Raw genomic sequence first — 17,763 nt, 5'->3', positions numbered from 1 at the left:
CCACCACCAATGTAATGTAAAAACTAAACGTTAAAGGCCGTTCACAGGTGGTTATGGAGCTGAAAATATAGCTGGCCATGTCTTCGGAAGTGACGCATATAAGCCTTCTTCACCCTTAGGGGTGTGGGAAGGTTTTTTGTTGTTTATGCATATTTGCTAAAAGAACATTCAATTGATAATCATTCTCAATACATATATAATGAATCCAAAGTAAGGGGAAGTAGGGATGAGCATGAAGCGTAGCGATGGTCTGAATGAAGCGGAAACGATTGATGCCCATAAGACGCTTAGATGCGAAGGGTTTAATATTACTTACCAGTTGGACGGAAGCCACTTTGAGATAAAACCACCGGTCGAGCTAGGGAAGGGCAGCTGCCGGAGCCTGCTTACTCAGCGTTATCTTCAAATGACGGATTTTGATCTCCAATTTAATCGGGATATTGAAGCGAAGGGTGAGTTTAGAACACCTCGTACGGAGCTGATATTCTGCATGGGACATGGAATTGAATGGGGGACCTCGCTGAAGCAGGACTATTTTGCCATAGATACAGGAGAAAGTGTGCTGCTTCACGGCGGAGTAAGAAGTGAAAATTGTATATACCTTAGCGGAGCGGGCTACAGATTCCTCAGCATAGATATGAGTCCGGCACAATTTGAGCGAATGACCAGCGGACTGACCGAGGATACACGGCTCCAAGCCGGAGGAGGAGCTGGGTTGTTTTTTGGCAAAAACGCAATCACACCATCTATCCGACTCATTCTGTCTCAAATTGCGGATTGTTCCTATAGTCAGGGTATGCGGGAACTCTATCTGGAGGGGAAAATGCTGGAGCTAATGGCTGTCTATCTCAATGAATCTTTATTTGAAGCTGATCGGATTTCCCACACAGTCAAGCTATCTAGAGATGATATGAAGAGCCTGCGACTAGCCAAGGAAATTCTGCAACGTGATTATTTACATCCACCGACGCTAGCAGGGCTCTCTCGCATTATTTGCCTTAATGAGTTCAAATTGAAGAAGGGCTTTAAGGAAATGTTCGGTTATACTGTCCATGCCTATGTGATCGAACAACGGATGCAAAGGGCACAGCAGCTGCTACAACATGGAAATATGACGGTAAGTGAAGCAGCATCCAGAGTCGGATACGTGAATGTCAGCCATTTCTCAGCAGCCTTTCGTAAAAAATTCGGTGTGCGTCCTGGAGAGTATCTGATCAGTGGTAGACAGCGTTCTTTAGGAACAAGGATGTAAGCTCGCATCGAAAACAGATGCTCCTGATTTGGTTGATTATAATCCCGGAAACGGTAGCAACCATGAAGAGCGTTCCTATACACTAGTGCACAGAGAATCATTCTCAGTGCACTTTTTTTGTGCGTAATTATAAAGAGTGGGGGAACAGCTGTGAGTAAAAGCAAAAATGGCATGTCGAGACTGTTGGAGATTGCCGGAGAGAAGCGAGGCCTGCTGATCCTGTCTGGTGTATTGTCATCTGTCAGCGCCGTGCTAATGCTGGTACCATTTTTGTCTGTTTATTTCATATTGGCCGAGCTACTGCGGCATGCCGCATCTCCTGGACAGGTTGATGGTGATGCTATGATTCGCTGGGGATGGATTGCACTCGGCGGATTGATCGGAGGTCTGGTGACCTCGTATTGCGGTATTATGTGCTCACATATTGCGGCTTTTCGTATTCAGTATAATCTGCGTGTACGAATGACTGAGCATCTGGGCAGACTGCCGCTCGGCTTCCTGAATGGAACTTCGACCGGCGCAGTGAAGAAGACGCTGGAACAGAATGTCGACAAGGTGGAAAATTTCGTAGCGCATCAGCTCCCTGATCTGGTCAGCGCGCTGGCGTCTACGGTGCTGATGATTGTGGCGATGTTCTGGCTGAGTCCGCCGTTAGCTGTAGCCTGCCTTCTACCGATCCTCATAGGAATGGTTGTGCAGTCAGCACTTATGATGAGCAGTAAGGGGAAAACCAGTGTGAAGCAGTATCATGATTCTTTGGAGCAGATCAATGCTTCGGCGGTGCAGTATGTGCGGGGGATGCCAGCGGTGAAGGTGTTCGGGCAGACGGTGCATTCCTTCCGAAAGTTCTACAGTGATATGACCAGATACCGTGATTATTGTCTGGAGTTTACGGACCGTTATCAGTCAGGCTATGTTCTATTCAAAACATTGCTGGCCTCCTCGTTTACCTTTATTTTACCGGTGGGTGTTTTTATGCTAAGCGGTCAGCCGGATTCCATGTCCTTTGCGCTTGTGCTGCTGTTCTTTCTAATTATGGCACCAGGCGTATCATCTCCGCTCTATAAGCTACTTATGCTGGCTTCGAGCACCCGGGATATCGGCGAAGGCGTAGAGCGGATGGATCGTCTTTTGGCACAGCAGCCTGTACCAGAAATAGCAAAGCCGCTATCACCGCAAGCTTTCGACGTTGAATTTATGGACGTAACCTTCTCCTACAGTGAAGAAGAGGGGGCTGCGGCTGCGCTTAGCGAGGTCTCTTTTCGGGCAGTACAAGGGAAGGTTACAGCGCTGGTTGGACCGTCAGGATCAGGTAAATCGACGGTGGCCAGCTTGGTGCCGCGGTTCTGGGACCCGCAAGAGGGTGCGATCCGTATCGGTGGAGTGGATATCCGTCATATGGCGATTCATGAACTGATGAATACAGTTGCCTTTGTATTTCAGGAGACCTTCCTGTTCTATGACACTTTGTATGAGAATATTGCCGTCGGCAAACCGGGAGCCACGCTGGATGAAGTCCAGGCTGCAGCAAGAGCTGCGCAATGCGACGAGTTCATCTCTCGGCTTCCGCAGGGATACGATACGTTAATTGGTGAAGGTGGCGTCTATCTCTCCGGTGGTGAAGAGCAGCGTATTGCGGTAGCCCGGGCAATCCTCAAAAATGCACCGGTACTTGTACTCGACGAAGCGACTGCTTTTGCCGACCCGGAAAATGAGCATCACATGCAGCTGGCACTAACGGAGCTTATGCGCGGGAAGACGGTAATTGTTATTGCTCACAGACTCTCCTCTATTCGTGAAGCCGCACAAATTCTGGTACTGCGAGATGGGCAAATCGTGGAGCGCGGAGATCACGATCGTTTGATTGATCTCGATGGACTTTACACTCAAATGTGGCATGCCTACAGTGATGCTGGAGATTGGCATTTGGAAAAAGGAGGGGAACAGCTATGAAGGTATTGCACAATATTACTGCTGGCAAACCGCAGCAGCTGCTGAAGCCTGTACTTTTTTCCTTACTGGCTAACATAGTTAGTGTGCTTCCGTTTGCGCTTGTAATTGAGGCGGTGCGGTTGATTTTTGCTCCTTATATTACGGTGGGTGCAGAGCTTCAGATAGAACGGCTTTGGTGGATTTGCGCGGGACTAGCCGCTGTTATGGTGCTGATGTTCCTGAGTGAGATCCCCGCATACCGCACTGCATACCGCGGGGCTTACAATGTTGCGGCACAGGGACGGGCGGAATTAGCAGAACATCTGCGTAAGCTTCCGCTAGGCTACCTGACGCGCCGGGATCCTGGTGATTTGGCCAATATGATGATGGGCGATTTCACGCTGGTTGAGACAGGGATTTCACATCTGCTGCCACAGCTTGCAGGGGCTTTTGTACTGCCGATATTCGCACTTGCGGGTTTACTATTCCTCGACTGGCGGATGGCGCTTTCCATGTTCGTGGCACTGCCGGTTGCCCTCCTAATTATGTACCTGTCAGGCAGACTGCGGCGCAGATTAGGGACGAATCATATGAAAGCGAAACTGAACGCCGCGAATCGGCTACAGGAGTATTTGAATGGTATTCGGGTGATGAAAGCCTACAACCTGACGGGAGAACGTTTTGTCCGTCTGGATAGCTCTTTTCGAACTTTGATGAAGGAAAGTGTGAAGCTTGAAGGGATATTCGGACCGGTCATTCTAACGGCTATGGCTCTTCTTCGTGCGGGTCTGACCTTAATAGTATACGTAGGTGTGCATCTATTGTTAGGCGGGGAGCTCGGTATTTTGCAGCTGGCGGTATTCCTTATTGTCGGCACACGCATCTATGATCCACTGACGACGGCGCTCGCCAACTATGCTGAATTCCGGTACAACGAACAAGCGGGTGAACGCATCGTAGACCTGCTTCGCCAGCCGGTAATGACAGGGACTACAGCTCCACTTCCCGATAGCAGTACCATTCGCTTTGACAATGTTACCTTCAGCTATGGAGGTGAGCCTGTTCTCAAACAATTAAGCATAGAAATGCCGCAAGGTTCATTGACTGCAATCGTGGGTCCCTCCGGCAGCGGAAAGAGTACAGTGCTGCGTTTGATCTCGCGTTTCTATGATCCTGACGAGGGAAGTGTTCTGCTAGGCGGACGCAATATTAAAGATATTGATCCAGAACATTTGCTAGGGTCTGTGTCGGTTGTGTTTCAGGATGTGTACCTGTTCCAAGATACCATTGGAAACAACATTGCTTTTGGGCGGCCGGGCGCGTCGCAGCAGGATATTCAACAAGCAGCAGAAATGGCCCGTTGCCATGATTTCATTATGAAATTACCGCTAGGTTATGACACGCCGGTAGGCGAGGGTGGCAGTACGCTTTCCGGAGGGGAGAAGCAGCGGATCTCCATTGCTCGTGCGATTCTTAAGAACGCTCCGATTGTATTGCTGGATGAGGCTACTGCATCGCTTGACCCGCAGAATGAAGCCGAAATCCAGAAGGGAATTGATGCGCTGATTACGGGCAGAACCGTTATTGTTATCGCGCATCGGCTGAAAACCATACGAGGTGCAGACAACATTATTGTGCTGGAAGATGGCCGACTGGTGGAGCAGGGACGACATGAAGCTTTACTACTACGAGGCGGATTGTACGACCGTCTCTGGAAGCTGCAGCAGCAATCCGTAGGATTCCGCATCACGTCATAGGGAACGTCATTCACGCTTTTAGGAGGGCAAACGTATGGCTATCACAAAGGATGAATCTACCTGAAGCCATTTAAATACAAAAGACGAAGCCATTTATGGCTTCGTCTTTTGTAGGTTTGCATACCCTTTTAATCCTAGAAAATAAGGACCTTTTACAAATGAACTATTGGACCGAAAGTACAGTCTCCAGCTCAGGAATATATTCCTTGACCATATTGTTGTCTTCCCACAGTCCTTTAGTCCCAGCTGGGGCTTGACCTTCGGAAACGACTAAGTACGGTTTGATGGTTACGGTACTTGGTATAGTCTTGAAGGGTTCAAAACGAACATTATAAGATTCGCTTAAGGGGTGAGCACCGATGGGCTTCAGTTGAACGCCGCGTTCATCTACAATGTCAAATTGAAGAGCGATGACGCCCCCGTTAGCCCCCTTATATTTCGAAGGGATAGAAGCGAGCATTTCTTCTACGCTCTGGCCCGGTTTGGTTTTGTACTCAATGGATAACTGCGTTGTGATTGGGGTGATTTCCACCTTACTGATCTGCAAGTTAATGTTATCGTGATGCATGGTCTCCTCTGAAGTTAGTACGGTAACGGGCGTTGATTTTGTAACAGGCAGAACGAATTCGAACGGGACATCGTAACCCTTTAACGTTACATTTACAGTCAAGTCAAACTGATCAGGGAACTGGACAGTCTGTGTTGTTGTGCTCGGCTCATAATAAGTGTTCAAAACCTGAACCATTATGCTGGAAGCAGTCTCAGCATCCATGTGTTCGTAACTCCAGAGTAGAGGTTGGCCTTTATAGAGAACCTCAAACTTATCCACTGCCCCTTTATTGGCATCTGAAGGCGGCGAATTGGGCTCCGAAGCCAGACGGTTTCCAGGAGTGGTTATGTTCATAAGAATTCGGGTTCCGTCAAATAACAACGTTGGGATATTCATGGTCACATCGCCATGCGTCACGCTTTGGTTTACGTTTGTGATGAAATCCTCGGCTTGTTGAACACCGGGATCTAAGTTTTTTTCGCCCCATAATGAATAGATTTGTCCCAAAACCGGAATTTGCTTGAGTGCATCAGCCATTGCGGGCGATACAAAGCCGGAAGCAAGGACTGTAACTCCAAGAATTGCAGCGGCTGCAGTGGAAATCAACCATTTATTAAAAGTTTTAGATACATTTTTCTTTTTCTGAACGGGGGAAATGGAATTATCGGTTTCCCTGATGATTTGGTAAGTCTCATTCAGCTTGGAGCGGGCAATATCCGATAACTGATCGGGAAGTAGGCTTTGGCAGTTCTTTAATTGTTCTTCTAACTTAGTGTTTACCATGTCGCAACTCCATTTCTTGATTGAATTGAGATGAATGCTTTAGCTTTTTGCGGGCGCGATGCAGCCGGGTCTTCACGGCTACCGTAGAAATTTCGAGAATGTCGGAAATTTGACTGATCGGCATGTCCTGTAGGTAATGAAGGTGAATGACAATCCGTAGATTCTCCTCAAGATGTTGAACGGCATCCCATATTTCGATTTTCTCATAATCCTTGGAAATGGAAGGGACTTCGGGAAGCTCTCCATAAGGGAGGGCTCTTGCGTTGTTTTTGATCATTTTGTTGCATTCATTAATCAGAATCCGGAAGATCCACGTTTTGAAAAAAGCGGGCTCTCTGAGTGTATGGATGGACCTAAAGGCTTTAAGCATCGTCTCTTGCAGGGCATCTGCACAATCCTCGTCTTTGTTGACGAGGGACCTTGCAGTTCTATACAGAGGTAACTCTATCTCTTGCATCAGCTGCACGAATGCTTCAGAGTCCCCAGCTTTGGCTTTGACGACAATAGGATTAATATGCAAAGATTTACCTGCTTTCTTGACTAAAAGTCTTAGGATATTCGTAACGTTACTTAAATATTAGATCGGGTAGGTAGCTAGAAGGTTACAACGAAAGTAAACCTAAGATATCCGGGGACTGCACCGCTTGGGCAAATCAGCACACATGGGATTCTCCAAGCATTCTGGACTCACAAAATAATGTAGTATCTGGTGGGGCAGTTTTGCTTACTAAAAGCAAAAGCCCCCTCCGCCGTTTTGGCGGAAAGGGCCAGTCGTCCATGTTATTTGGTATTTTTATAAATGTTAGGTTTGTTTATTCAACATTATCTTTAAATTTTCTATTTCTCTCTTATAAAAATCAACGGTCTTACCCTCTGTGACTTTCCAGTCCCTTTCTAGCAGCTCAATTATTTCGTGATGCTTTTCAATAGACCTATCATATTCCCCTTTTATTATATATATATGAGAAATGGCTTCAAATGCATCTGTATACTTTGGACTTGGCTGTAGTTCGTAACCTTTGGAATAGTATTCTATGGCTTCGTCGTACCTGCAAAGTTTAGCCATACAGTCTCCTCTGGAGGACCATGCAAGCCAATCCTCAGGATACAAATCAGTCATTTGCTCCCAGAGAGCCAGCGCCTGAGAAAGGTCGCCCTCTTCCTTGCATATCAGCCCTCCATATTTTTGATATAAATGACCAGGATGGATTTGGTTCAATTGTTCCAGAATTTCTTTTGCTTCAATACATCTGCCGTCTGCGATTAAGTAGTTCATAAGCCAAACATAAGCCTGCCAGTAATTCGGGTGATTCGGCACGAAATTCTTATAATACGTAATGAGTTTATGGTGATTTGAAAAGTTCCAATCAAAAATGATTCCATTCTCCGCATCTCGCAAAGCATTATGATTACTTTTATTGTCCGGGGCTAGTAGCAGTGCATCCTTGGCATAATGGGAAGCCAATTCACGGTGCTCATCTGAACGATGAATGTGTAACTGAGCTAGCAGGGTGAGACATGAGGACTTTTTTTGCGCATCATTTAGTTTTCCTTTTAAAAATTGTTCAGCATAGTTAAAGTCGTCTTCAGATATAAAATGTTCAGTACTAATCATATTTCCAATTCGTTCTAAATGGGTATCATCGGTTAATGCAAATAATTCATCAATTGTAACACCAAAAATCACGGATAAATCAGGGAGAATTTGAATATCAGGCATGGTTACATTGTTTTCCCACTTGGATACTGCTTGGGATGACAGATTCAGTTTTGCTGCTAGTTCTTCCTGAGTCATTTCTTTTTGTAAACGAAGTGTCTTTATTTTTTTTCCTATCTCAACATTCATTTGGATAACCTCCAATTTGTATCATTTCGACTAGTCAATTGCAGTATAACTTTTTGTATAAAATATCCACAATGACCGCTTGGTTAAGCGGATTAACCTATCAGGTTACCTTGTAGGACATTGGTTCAATTTATAAGAAGGGCGATTTGAGATTTATCGACAATTCTCCTCTGAGGGTTGGAGGTGAAGAAATGTAAAAAATTTACTTGTGATCTCGATTTTCTTTCTCAAGGTTGCGGAGCATATCTTGTTATGACATACTCGTCAGCAAATGGTTCACTAAGTTAAACGATTGAACGAAACGAAAGCGGTGAGAATCATTAATAAACAGCAACAGGTCGAAGTCATCAAAGACGATTTCAAGATGTGCCAGAAGGTCTTTTTAGCTATTGGTAATGAGACAAGACAATCTATTATTACTGTACTTATGGAGACTACCTGTACGAACGGGTTACGCGTAGGTGAGATTACTGAAAAAACACATCTATCACGACCTGCTGTTTCCCATCATCTAAGAATCTTAAGAGAAGCCGGAATTATAATGGTGAGGGAAGAAGGCTCTAAAAATTATTATTTTATGGACGTTAGAACAAAATTAGGAGTGTTAAAAAATCTTATAAACCATCTCGATGAATTTATGGAACAATATTATTAGAATTGGAGGTTTCTTAATGAAAGCGATGATCATTGAAAAATATGGGAAAAGTCCTCTTCTAATGGCAGACATTCCAACACCTTCAGTAGTTGATTATGATGTGTTGGCAGAGATCCATGCGGCGAGTATTAATCCTATCGATTTCAAGGTGCGGGATGGCAAAACTCGTATGTTGTTGAAATACGATATGCCGCTTGTGTTAGGAAATGATTTTTCAGGTATAGTCACCAAAGTAGGAAACAAAGTAACTAAATTCAAAATAGGCGATGCAATATACGGACGGCCAAGAAAAAATAGAATTGGAACCTTCGCAGAATATATATCCATACATGAGGACGATATAGCCTTAAAGCCACAAAATCTTTCCTTTGAGGAAGCGGCGTCAATCCCATTAGTCGGGCTTACATCCTATCAAGCATTACATGATATATTACAGCTATCGGCAGGGCAAAAGGTATTGATTCAAGCTGGATCGGGCGGCGTTGGGACCTTTGCTATCCAGCTTGCTAAAGCGATGGGAGTTTATGTAGCTACAACTACTAGCGATGCTGGAGCTAATCTGGTCAAATCTCTTGGGGCCGATCAAATAATCAATTATAAAACAGAACAATTTGATAAGGTCTTACAAAATTATGATGGAGTATTCGATACGATTGGCGGAGAGACATTAGAGAAGGCTTTTAAAATAGTCAAACCAGGCGGACAAATTGTATCGGTTTCTGGGCTGCCTAATGCACGCTTCGGAGTTGAATATGGGTCTGGTTTTATAAAAACGAGTCTTTTTCGATTGGTTACCCGTAAGCTAACGAAATTAGAAAAGCAATATAATGTCAAATACAGCTTCTTGTTCATGAAACCTAGCGGCAGACAACTGGAGATCATTTCGGAGCTTATAGAAGCAGGGAAAATAAAGCCTGTAATTGATCAAATATTCTCTTTCGAAGAAGCTCAGAAGGCGATGGAGTATTCTGAATTGGGCAGGGCAAAAGGAAAGATCGTATTAAAGATAAAGTGACAGGGAATTTAACCCCACTCATAGAATATAACTACTTGTGTCAAGAAAGGAGAATTTCTATGTGTTTTCACTGTTATAGGAAGATAAGAATCCGTCACCTCCCTGAAACCAACGTGTTAAAGTAAGATATTACACAAATCATATGGGGTGTACCGGATGAAGATTAATAATAATTATTTGAAGGAACAATTAAAACATGTTTACTGGCTTAATGGGGGGCCTTGTGCTGGGAAGACTACCATGACCAAGGAATTTGTAGAGGAGCTAGGCTTTCAAACATTGAGGGATGATGTCTTAAAATACAGACCATTCACTAGTCCTGTTGAATACCCTGCCCTTCAATTTCCTAATTCTGATTTGGATTGGAATAAGTGGTTCAATAAACCTGTAGATGAGCACTGCCAATGGCTATTTCAAATCGTCGAAGAGATGATGGACTTCTTTATCATTGATTTGTTAACAATGCCTAATGATAAACCAATTATAATAGATTTAGGAATAATGCCTGAACGTATACTACCGTTTATTCCAGAAGAGAGAATGATTTGTTTTTATACGTCCGATGAAGAGATAGAGAGATTATATTACTTTAGAGAAGATCATAAGATGATTTTAGATTGTATTAACGCCTACACGATAAATCCAGAAGAAACGATTAAACACGGTAACAAATCTATGGTTAAGTTCTCTAATGAGATTAAGACTGCTTGTAATAAAATGGGGATCAAAACCGTTGAAAGAATACCAAGTATGAGCGTGGAAGAACAATTTAGGTTAGTTAGAGAACATTTTGGATTGTAGAGATGACCAAAAGGCAGATCTATTACAAAGACCCCTTCCTTGTTTAGGAGGGGGTTGTCTTTATATATGGGTGTAAATTTTAATATAAGTGCAACCCATCCTAAGAATTCTCTACTATATAGATAAGAGTGTTTAAAAGGAGAAAACGAATGGAAGACCAAGGAATAATCCACCTATACTTACAGCGTTCACAGCAAGCCATTTTAGAGACTAAAAATAAATATGGGGCTTACTGCAGAGTCATTGCAAGAAACATTATTTCAAATTTCTCGGATGTTGAAGAGTGTGAGAACGATACATACTTAGCGGCATGGAATGCGATACCGCCCAATCTGCCTAGGAATTTTTCGGTATTTTTAGGGAGGATCACCCGTAATATTGCGCTTGATAAGTATGGTTATAATACAGCGAAAAAGCGTAATCGTGGGTTTGAAGTCATTCTAACGGAACTAGAAGAATGTCTAGCTTCGCCTGATACTGTAGAAACAGAGTATGAAGAAGGTGAGATCGCAAACTTAATAAATCAATTTTTATATGGCATAGATGAGCAAGCGAGAAACATATTTATTGGAAGGTACTGGTATTCCTATTCAATAGATGAGCTTTCTATGAGATTTAATATGAGTAGTAGTAAAGTGAAATCCATATTATTTAGGACAAGAAATAAACTTCGAGTTCATCTAGACAAAGAGGGGGTTAACCTATGAAAAAAGAAGATTTATTTAAGGAGATCGGACTCATTGATGAAAACTTAATTGAAGCGGCTGGGCACAATGGAACAGAGAAAAGGAAAAAAGGAATTTCTAAAAAGTGGGTTATTTTGGTTGCCTGTCTTGTCCTATATAGTTCAACCGCTTCAGCTTTATTAGCAACAGAATATTATAAAAATCAAAATTCAGAGCCTTACATACGTTATTTAAATGCTGAAGACATGGAGTTAGAGCCTGCTACTCAATATGATGCGGAAAAATTTCTACATGCTTTAAAAAGTGATAATAATGAATATGTATATATTGCTATTAATAGGCTGGTAGAAAGCTTTAATGATCCCACGTTGAGAGTAAAAGCGTTAAAAGAACTTCAGCCATTTATAAAAAATGAGAATCAAAAAATCGCTGATGCGGCTGCTTTTGCCGTAGATATTTTGTCGAAAAGTTATCAGAGCCCTTATATTGTTAAGCTAGCAGATGGAAGTATGATATTTACGTTGTTTAATAATTATTCGGATTATGGAAGTCAAAATGTCATTTGGAGAATAAAAGACAATGTGCTTAAAGAATATTTAAGTTTTTCTGCACCATCTATGTATATTACAAAAATTATCCCTTCTCCAAATCATAAGTTAATTGCGATCGTAACATGCTCTAATAAAAGTAATTTCGTTCAAATTAGCAATATTGAAGAGGGAATGACAAGTCCAGAGTTAATAGAATCTGCAAGAGTCAAATATGGTGCACAAAAAGAATTAGATACATGGATTCGCACCGATCATGAGAATTATAGCTATGCTGATAACCTGGTGTGGAAAGACAATGATACATTAGTATTTGAAGGTTCTCTTGCCTACCAGAATACTGAGATTATTGAGAATGTTACAGTGAAATATCAGTTTAGTGAAAAGATAATAGAAGTAAAAGAGAAGGGGTTGTGACCATCGGATAAACGTACTTTTATTTCTTGTCCACATTTATACCTTACCAAAACGATGGAATTGCATTTAATGAATAATATCGATAATAAGGGAGGTTTTGAGGATGGGAAATAGAAAAGCTGGCGGTTATGACCCCGTACAGATCTTTAACTCCACATCGTTTAATGCATTTGGAAAAGTTGAATATGCATCCATCTTATGTAGTGATGACAATTATAATGTTCAGCGTGATGAGACTTGGAAAGCTTCTAGCCGTGGAGTCTGTTTGGTGACTAGAATCACTGCAACGGTTAGAACGCCGAGTGGAAATATTCAAGCGGAACCTTATACGTCTTCCGGCACTTCTTACAGCCAGTTTGCCATTATACAGGTAGGGGTAAATAAGTTCCAAGTGACGCGTGTTGTAAGTAACAAAAGACGCAAGTAAAATTGCAAGCGGGGGATTATCAAGGATAGGCACCAAACATGAAAAGACGACAGGCCAAAGATAAGAGGCTGGTCGTCTTTTTTTTCGTTCTAATGTTTCTTATACCATAATATTCTGCGATGCATTGAGGAATCTTTCAAGAGCCGGAATGGGCGTAAGTCCGGTTGATAATTGCCTTCAATGATCCAAATCCGGCAGTTCCTGTCGATGCCTATATCGAACCCGACTTGTCTAAGCTTTGGGTAACGCTCACCCAGTTGTGTGGCTGCCAATAATGCGATCTGTTCCGCTTTGACAAGCAATCTCCGATCTCCGATTCGGGCTAATTTGAGTGCCTCAAGAACTGGAATGGTGCGGCTAGCCACATTCGTGACTAGATATCCTTGCGCCGCAACTTTCGCGTATGAGCCTGTCACGTTCCAAGTGGATGAAGAGCTCTTTTGTCGTTGAACCATTATCCGAATGTCGAATGGCTTGTGTTGAATTTGGGCAAGCTGCAGACGCCTTTGGACAATATATCCACGACTTCTGTTTTTTTTATGGAACAATTTAAATAACTTATCGCTGTCTGTCATGGTGAAGGCTTTCTTTTCGTTATGAATACGATAGGCGTTTGCACCGTTTCGTTTAATGAACAGGATATCCCTTCCGTAACTCCCGTTGCGAGGTTTCAATACGACGCTTTGATAGTGAAGCAGCATATTCGTTAATGCGTTCTTCTTAAGCAACTGTGTCTCTGGCAGCCGTCCGGCGAGAAAGGAGACTTTGCGAAGGATGCGATATTGCAACCATTTGTCTCTTTTGATTAACATTAGAATCACAGCCTTTTTCAATCTTCTACGGTAATTCTAAGTCAAATTAGGAATCAGCATAAGTGGATATTCGTCCATATTTATGAGCCGAAGCAGGTGAAAAAGGCTTTTAGGCGGCTTAATTTCATTACTGTTCAGCTTCGGCTGGGCGCGGATTATTTATTGGCATTCGCCCAAACACTCTTTCCGCGAATGCATATGATGATTGTGCCTACTCATTGAAAGGAGTGATCACATATGGGATTTTTTCCAACGCCGGGAAGCGGCCAATTCCCAGGGTTTCCGGGTGGACCAGGAGGACCAGGAGGACCAGGAGGACCGGGTGGACCAGGTGGACCAGGTGGATTTCCTGGGACTCCGGGGCCTCCTGGAGCTGCACCGGGAGGCGTTCAAGCGCCGACGGCACCTCCACCGCAATTCGTACCGCAAATGTCGGCTACCGCATTTGCCATCGACCCTGGTGCGATCAGAGGCTGTCTGTTCCGCAACACATATATTTGGCTGAACAACGGCGAGCAATTCTGGTTCTTCCCGGTATTCGTCGGGCGTAATTCTGTTGCAGGGTTCAGATGGTTCGGTCTCTTCTGGGGGTACTTCGGTATTGATCTGAATCGGATTCGCTCGTTCACCTGCTTCTAAGGCAGACAGTGAAAGAGAACAGTCTGGGGGCTGTTCTCTTTGGGGGTCTTTTATGGATTCATATCCTGGTATTTGTCGATATACAGACTCCCGTCCAATTGGAGCTCTGCGTAAAATACTTGATCTAAAGAATGAATGTTGGCTTTCTTTAATTGTTGGTTGAGCCAGACAACGGAGACATCTATTTTATTAAGATTCTTTTCTACGATTTTACCATCAACGATAAGCTCAGTTGGGATATTGTGAATAGGTGCAACATTTACTTTTATATCTTTTTTTGTTGCAGGCAGCAGTTCTTCTTTTATCAACACGCTAAGTTTACCGTCAGGTTCCAGAATTGCAAATTCGACTTCTTCGGGTGAGAAGACATCCTTATTCCGAAGCAACATGCTTAAATCGTCGATGTTGAGGTGCTGCTTAGCTAATGCCTCTTCCAGAATCTTGCCTTGTTTGACGAGAATCGTAGGTTGGCCGTCGAGAATCTCACGTGCTTTGACAGAGCGCAGTCCGATTAATGCAACGCTGAACGCCAAGAGTGACCATAAGACCAAGCTAGATATTCCTTGCAGCAGCGTGATTTGTCTGTTGACGATAATTTCCGCAGTGGTGGAGCCGAAAGTGATCCCTGTTACATAATTGAAAAACGTTAGATGTCCGACTTGTTTTTTACCGAGAAGACGCGTCAAAACGAGTAGAGCAACGAAAGACGTTCCCGTACGAAATAGAATTTCTCCATATGTCATATGCTGAGCCCCTTCTTGCATAACAGATAGTCTTAAAGTGACCCCCATTTTCCTCGCTTATACTTGTTAAGTGAAAGGAATCGAATGAACATGAACGGCTGGACGAAGGTTTAGATAGGACATGCCGTTGTGTTTTTAGTTAGAAACTGACAAAAAAGTATCCTGACTTTATAATTGTTTTATATCCAAGTAGTGACGCTGATCAGGAGGACGGAATGCAATTTCAACCAATGTATTATGACGGGGAATTATTTCTACCGAAGATTGAATTAAATATGACATTGAACCAATCGGTTGCTATTATAACGGACTTGAAGCGAAAGCAGCTTTTAATGAATCAATTAGTGGACCATTCTCAATATTATTTATTTCGGGCTGGGCAAAGCGAGTATATGCGTTTAACGGTGGAAGAGCTAATTACTTTTCTTATCCAAGTAACGGAGAGGAAAGAGCGTGCCGCTTTGTTAATGGATTATTTTGTTCTAAAAGAAGAACGGAAGGTGAGGGTCAAGGATCTAAGCTCATCGAAAAGGATGTATGTGACCTTGCTACGTGTTTTTTTTGCGCATCAGCCTACGCTTGTACTGGAGGAACCTTATTTTTACTTGGAAGAGCAGGATCGTCGTCAATTCAAACGGATTCTGGATGATCTTTCGCAAGAAAAGCAGATATTGATTTTAACTTCGAATTTAGAGGATGCCCTTATTTCCTGTGATACAATTTATCGGTTGAACGAGTCCGGATTTCATCCATTGGATATTCGGGACTTCGAAGAGGATAAGCAGGAATTACAGAAACAAGACGAGACCAATATAACCTTGCAGAAGATCTCAACCAAAAGAAATGACAAAGTAATTTTATTTAATCCGCCTGAAATCGATTTTATAGAAAGTGTAGAGGGTTCGATCCTTGTTCATGTGGATGGGGAAAATTATGACTGTGCTTTGACGTTGACCGAACTCGAGCAAAGATTGTTAAATTTCGGTTTTTTTAGGTGTCATCGGTCCTACATCGTTAATCTGCAAAAAGTAAGAGAGATTATTACATGGACGAAGAATAGCTACAGCTTGCGGTTAAATACAGGTAAAGATGCTGTGGTTCCGTTATCTCGTTCAAAATTGTCTGAATTAAAAGCACTTCTGAACATTTAATTTCCTGGGTAATGTCGAACCAAGCAAGCACTCTGTGGTACTATTCAGGCGATAATAGCTACATTTCGGCGGGTTTTGATGGCTGGAAGCATGCAATCTTTATATGCTTAAGGCATCAACGCTAAGGAAGTGGTGTTAATGGATGTTATCCAAGTAGAACGTGTCCGTAAGAGATTTGGAAATAAAGATGCGTTGGCAGATGTGTCTTTTTCAATTCCGAAAGGGGAAATTTTTGGTTTCCTCGGGCCGAGCGGTTCAGGAAAAACGACATTAATCAAGATTTTAACTGCGCAGTTAAATCCGACAAGTGGACAGGCAAGTGTATTTAACCAGCCAGCGGAGATGATGCAGCAGTCTGCACAGAAGATGCGCTTCGGCATTTTGACGGATAACAGTGGTCTATATGAAAGATTATCGATTGAGGAAAATTTGGAGCTGTATCGTAAGTTATATGATCTTCCCAGATCTGCGGTCGATAAGGTGCTGCAGTTTGTAAACTTAAGCGGAGAGCGCAAAAAGAAAGTCAATCTCTTATCGAAAGGGATGCGTCAGCGTGTCATGTTGGCCTGCGCGATTATCCATGAGCCCGAATTATTATTTCTAGATGAACCTACTTCGGCTTTAGATCCGGTAAACTCAGCACATATTTATAAAGGCTTACGCTACTTAAATGACAAAGGGACAACGATTTTTTTAACTACGCATGACATGGCTGAGGCAGAATTGATATGCAACCGCGTAGCGATTCTGTATCAGGGGCAAATCCAAACCATCGGTTCACCGAAGGATCTTAAACGACAGCACCGGGAGAACGTAGTTTGTGTTGAATTAATCAATGGGGAAGCTTACGAGCTCCCGATCGATGAGGGAACGGCTGATCAAATCGCGGATTGGATGAGACGAGGGTTAATTGACCGGTTAGAAACGAAAGAGCCAAGTCTAGGTGATATTTTTATTAAAATGACAGGAAGTGAGTTACTATGAGTATCTCATTAAAACGTGTCCAGGCGATATTTGTGAAGGATTACAAAGAGTTTTCTCGCAATTATGCGATCTCCATTATGTTGATTTTTCCAATTATTATCGCTCTGATTTTCAAGAGGGCAGGTGCGTCTTTACCTGGAGCCAGCGGTTTTCTTTTTAATAGTTCGTTTGTATTGCTAACATGTTTCGCACAAGCCTGCTTGATTGCGGAAGAGAAGGAGCGTAATACTTTACGGTCATTAATGATGACACCGGCTACGACCATGGATGTACTAATCGGCAAAAGCAGTTTGGTCTTTGTCATGTCTGCTGTTGTTCTCGCTATTTCTACATTATTATTTGGCTATGAGCCAGCTAATATATGGGCGTTTGTGGCAGTAATCATTCTTTCGATTATTCTGTACACTGCAGCCGGGACGATCTGCGGTTTATTCTCCAAGACGTTGCTTGAAGCCTCATTATCTATACTCCCTGTGGCGTTCATATTTATGGGGGCACCGTGGGGAGAAGTACTAGCGAAGGATTATCCGGTCTTCAAAGTGCTGGATTACATGCCAAGCAGTCAGCTTGTGCATCTGCTGGGTCTAAGCAATACAGGTTATACGACGGGCGATGTATTGAAACCTCTCCTCATTAATTTGGCATGGACGGTTGTGCTAACAGTAGTGTCTGTCATTTTGTATCAGCGGCGGTTGAAGGACGAGTAAGGGAGCTCTGAAGGGACTTTAGCCAGCCTTCGATGGGTCTTTGGTAGGGTCGAAACAA

Annotated in this window: 18 protein-coding genes; 13 read left to right on the top strand and 5 right to left on the bottom strand. The window is 43.1% G+C overall.

Translation table 11 applies throughout. The annotated features are described in order from the left end of the window. Window positions 1-226 precede the first annotated feature (226 nt). The 3 genes from NSS87_RS25500 to NSS87_RS25490 all read left to right on the top strand — a co-directional run bounded on the left by NSS87_RS25500 (window position 227) and on the right by NSS87_RS25490 (window position 4,941). A complete protein-coding gene (locus NSS87_RS25500) occupies window positions 227-1,252 on the top strand; it encodes an AraC family transcriptional regulator (protein WP_052404404.1) in 1,026 nt (341 codons plus the stop codon). A gap of 171 nt (window positions 1,253-1,423) precedes the next feature. After that, entirely contained in the window at window positions 1,424-3,205 is a 1,782-nt protein-coding gene (locus NSS87_RS25495) for an ABC transporter ATP-binding protein (RefSeq protein ID WP_042194453.1), read from the top strand. Beyond that, a complete protein-coding gene (locus NSS87_RS25490; protein WP_042191432.1) occupies window positions 3,202-4,941 on the top strand; it encodes an ABC transporter ATP-binding protein in 1,740 nt (579 codons plus the stop codon). The genes NSS87_RS25495 and NSS87_RS25490 overlap by 4 nt, the downstream gene beginning before the upstream one ends. A gap of 163 nt (window positions 4,942-5,104) precedes the next feature. Here the strand turns inward: NSS87_RS25490 and NSS87_RS25485 are convergent, their stop codons facing one another. From NSS87_RS25485 to NSS87_RS25475, 3 genes are all read right to left on the bottom strand, one after another. Beyond that, the gene (locus NSS87_RS25485; protein ID WP_042191431.1) at window positions 5,105-6,274 is read right to left on the bottom strand and encodes a DUF4179 domain-containing protein; all 1,170 of its coding nucleotides are present in this window, start codon (window positions 6,272-6,274) and stop codon (window positions 5,105-5,107) included. After that, window positions 6,261-6,794 carry a sigma-70 family RNA polymerase sigma factor gene (locus NSS87_RS25480; protein WP_042191429.1) on the bottom strand — a complete coding sequence of 178 codons (534 nt, stop codon included), beginning with the start codon at window positions 6,792-6,794 and terminating at the stop codon, window positions 6,261-6,263. The genes NSS87_RS25485 and NSS87_RS25480 overlap by 14 nt, the downstream gene beginning before the upstream one ends. Before the next feature lie 282 nt (window positions 6,795-7,076). Beyond that, complete coding sequence (locus NSS87_RS25475; RefSeq protein WP_052404403.1) at window positions 7,077-8,120, bottom strand: helix-turn-helix transcriptional regulator; 1,044 nt, start codon at window positions 8,118-8,120, stop codon at window positions 7,077-7,079. Window positions 8,121-8,430: 310 nt separating this feature from the next. Here NSS87_RS25475 and NSS87_RS25470 point away from each other — a divergent pair, with 310 nt between their 5' ends. The 6 genes from NSS87_RS25470 (at window position 8,431) to NSS87_RS25445 (ending at window position 12,669) form a co-directional block, all read left to right on the top strand. Continuing rightward, window positions 8,431-8,775: a metalloregulator ArsR/SmtB family transcription factor gene (locus NSS87_RS25470; protein WP_143759553.1), complete on the top strand. Its 345-nt coding sequence runs from the start codon at window positions 8,431-8,433 to the stop codon at window positions 8,773-8,775. A gap of 16 nt (window positions 8,776-8,791) precedes the next feature. Further along, complete coding sequence (locus NSS87_RS25465) at window positions 8,792-9,790, top strand: NADP-dependent oxidoreductase (RefSeq protein ID WP_042191427.1); 999 nt, start codon at window positions 8,792-8,794, stop codon at window positions 9,788-9,790. Between the two features lie 156 nt (window positions 9,791-9,946). Next, window positions 9,947-10,591, top strand: a complete 645-nt coding sequence (locus NSS87_RS25460; RefSeq protein WP_042191425.1) for a hypothetical protein — start codon at window positions 9,947-9,949, stop codon at window positions 10,589-10,591. Window positions 10,592-10,740: 149 nt separating this feature from the next. Then, on the top strand, window positions 10,741-11,298 hold the full coding sequence (locus NSS87_RS25455; RefSeq protein WP_339243378.1) for a sigma-70 family RNA polymerase sigma factor: 558 nt from the start codon (window positions 10,741-10,743) through the stop codon (window positions 11,296-11,298). Then, window positions 11,295-12,242, top strand: a complete 948-nt coding sequence (locus NSS87_RS25450) for a hypothetical protein (RefSeq protein WP_339243377.1) — start codon at window positions 11,295-11,297, stop codon at window positions 12,240-12,242. The genes NSS87_RS25455 and NSS87_RS25450 overlap by 4 nt, the downstream gene beginning before the upstream one ends. Window positions 12,243-12,345: 103 nt before the next feature. Further along, on the top strand, window positions 12,346-12,669 hold the full coding sequence (locus NSS87_RS25445; RefSeq protein WP_076300430.1) for a hypothetical protein: 324 nt from the start codon (window positions 12,346-12,348) through the stop codon (window positions 12,667-12,669). An 89-nt stretch (window positions 12,670-12,758) separates the two neighbouring features. Here the strand turns inward: NSS87_RS25445 and NSS87_RS25440 are convergent, their stop codons facing one another. Further along, window positions 12,759-13,481, bottom strand: coding sequence for a YheC/YheD family protein (locus NSS87_RS25440; protein WP_339243376.1), 723 nt, complete (start codon window positions 13,479-13,481; stop codon window positions 12,759-12,761). A gap of 237 nt (window positions 13,482-13,718) precedes the next feature. Here NSS87_RS25440 and NSS87_RS25435 point away from each other — a divergent pair, with 237 nt between their 5' ends. Beyond that, complete coding sequence (locus NSS87_RS25435) at window positions 13,719-14,120, top strand: collagen-like protein (protein WP_339243375.1); 402 nt, start codon at window positions 13,719-13,721, stop codon at window positions 14,118-14,120. A 50-nt stretch (window positions 14,121-14,170) separates the two neighbouring features. Here the strand turns inward: NSS87_RS25435 and NSS87_RS25430 are convergent, their stop codons facing one another. Beyond that, entirely contained in the window at window positions 14,171-14,863 is a 693-nt protein-coding gene (locus NSS87_RS25430; protein WP_339243374.1) for a DUF421 domain-containing protein, read from the bottom strand. 215 nt (window positions 14,864-15,078) lie between these two features. Here NSS87_RS25430 and NSS87_RS25425 point away from each other — a divergent pair, with 215 nt between their 5' ends. The 3 genes from NSS87_RS25425 to NSS87_RS25415 all read left to right on the top strand — a co-directional run bounded on the left by NSS87_RS25425 (window position 15,079) and on the right by NSS87_RS25415 (window position 17,705). Next, a complete protein-coding gene (locus NSS87_RS25425; protein ID WP_339243373.1) occupies window positions 15,079-16,014 on the top strand; it encodes a LytTR family transcriptional regulator DNA-binding domain-containing protein in 936 nt (311 codons plus the stop codon). Window positions 16,015-16,152: 138 nt separating this feature from the next. Next, a complete protein-coding gene (locus tag NSS87_RS25420) occupies window positions 16,153-16,998 on the top strand; it encodes an ABC transporter ATP-binding protein (RefSeq protein WP_339243372.1) in 846 nt (281 codons plus the stop codon). Beyond that, window positions 16,995-17,705, top strand: a complete 711-nt coding sequence (locus NSS87_RS25415) for an ABC transporter permease (protein WP_339243370.1) — start codon at window positions 16,995-16,997, stop codon at window positions 17,703-17,705. The genes NSS87_RS25420 and NSS87_RS25415 overlap by 4 nt, the downstream gene beginning before the upstream one ends. Window positions 17,706-17,763 lie beyond the last annotated feature (58 nt).

It is taken from the genome of Paenibacillus sp. FSL F4-0243 (assembly GCF_037963295.1).
In the GTDB taxonomy this organism is placed as follows: Bacteria; Bacillota; Bacilli; order Paenibacillales; family Paenibacillaceae; genus Paenibacillus_AQ.
This window is presented reverse-complemented; position numbering and strand designations above follow the sequence as displayed.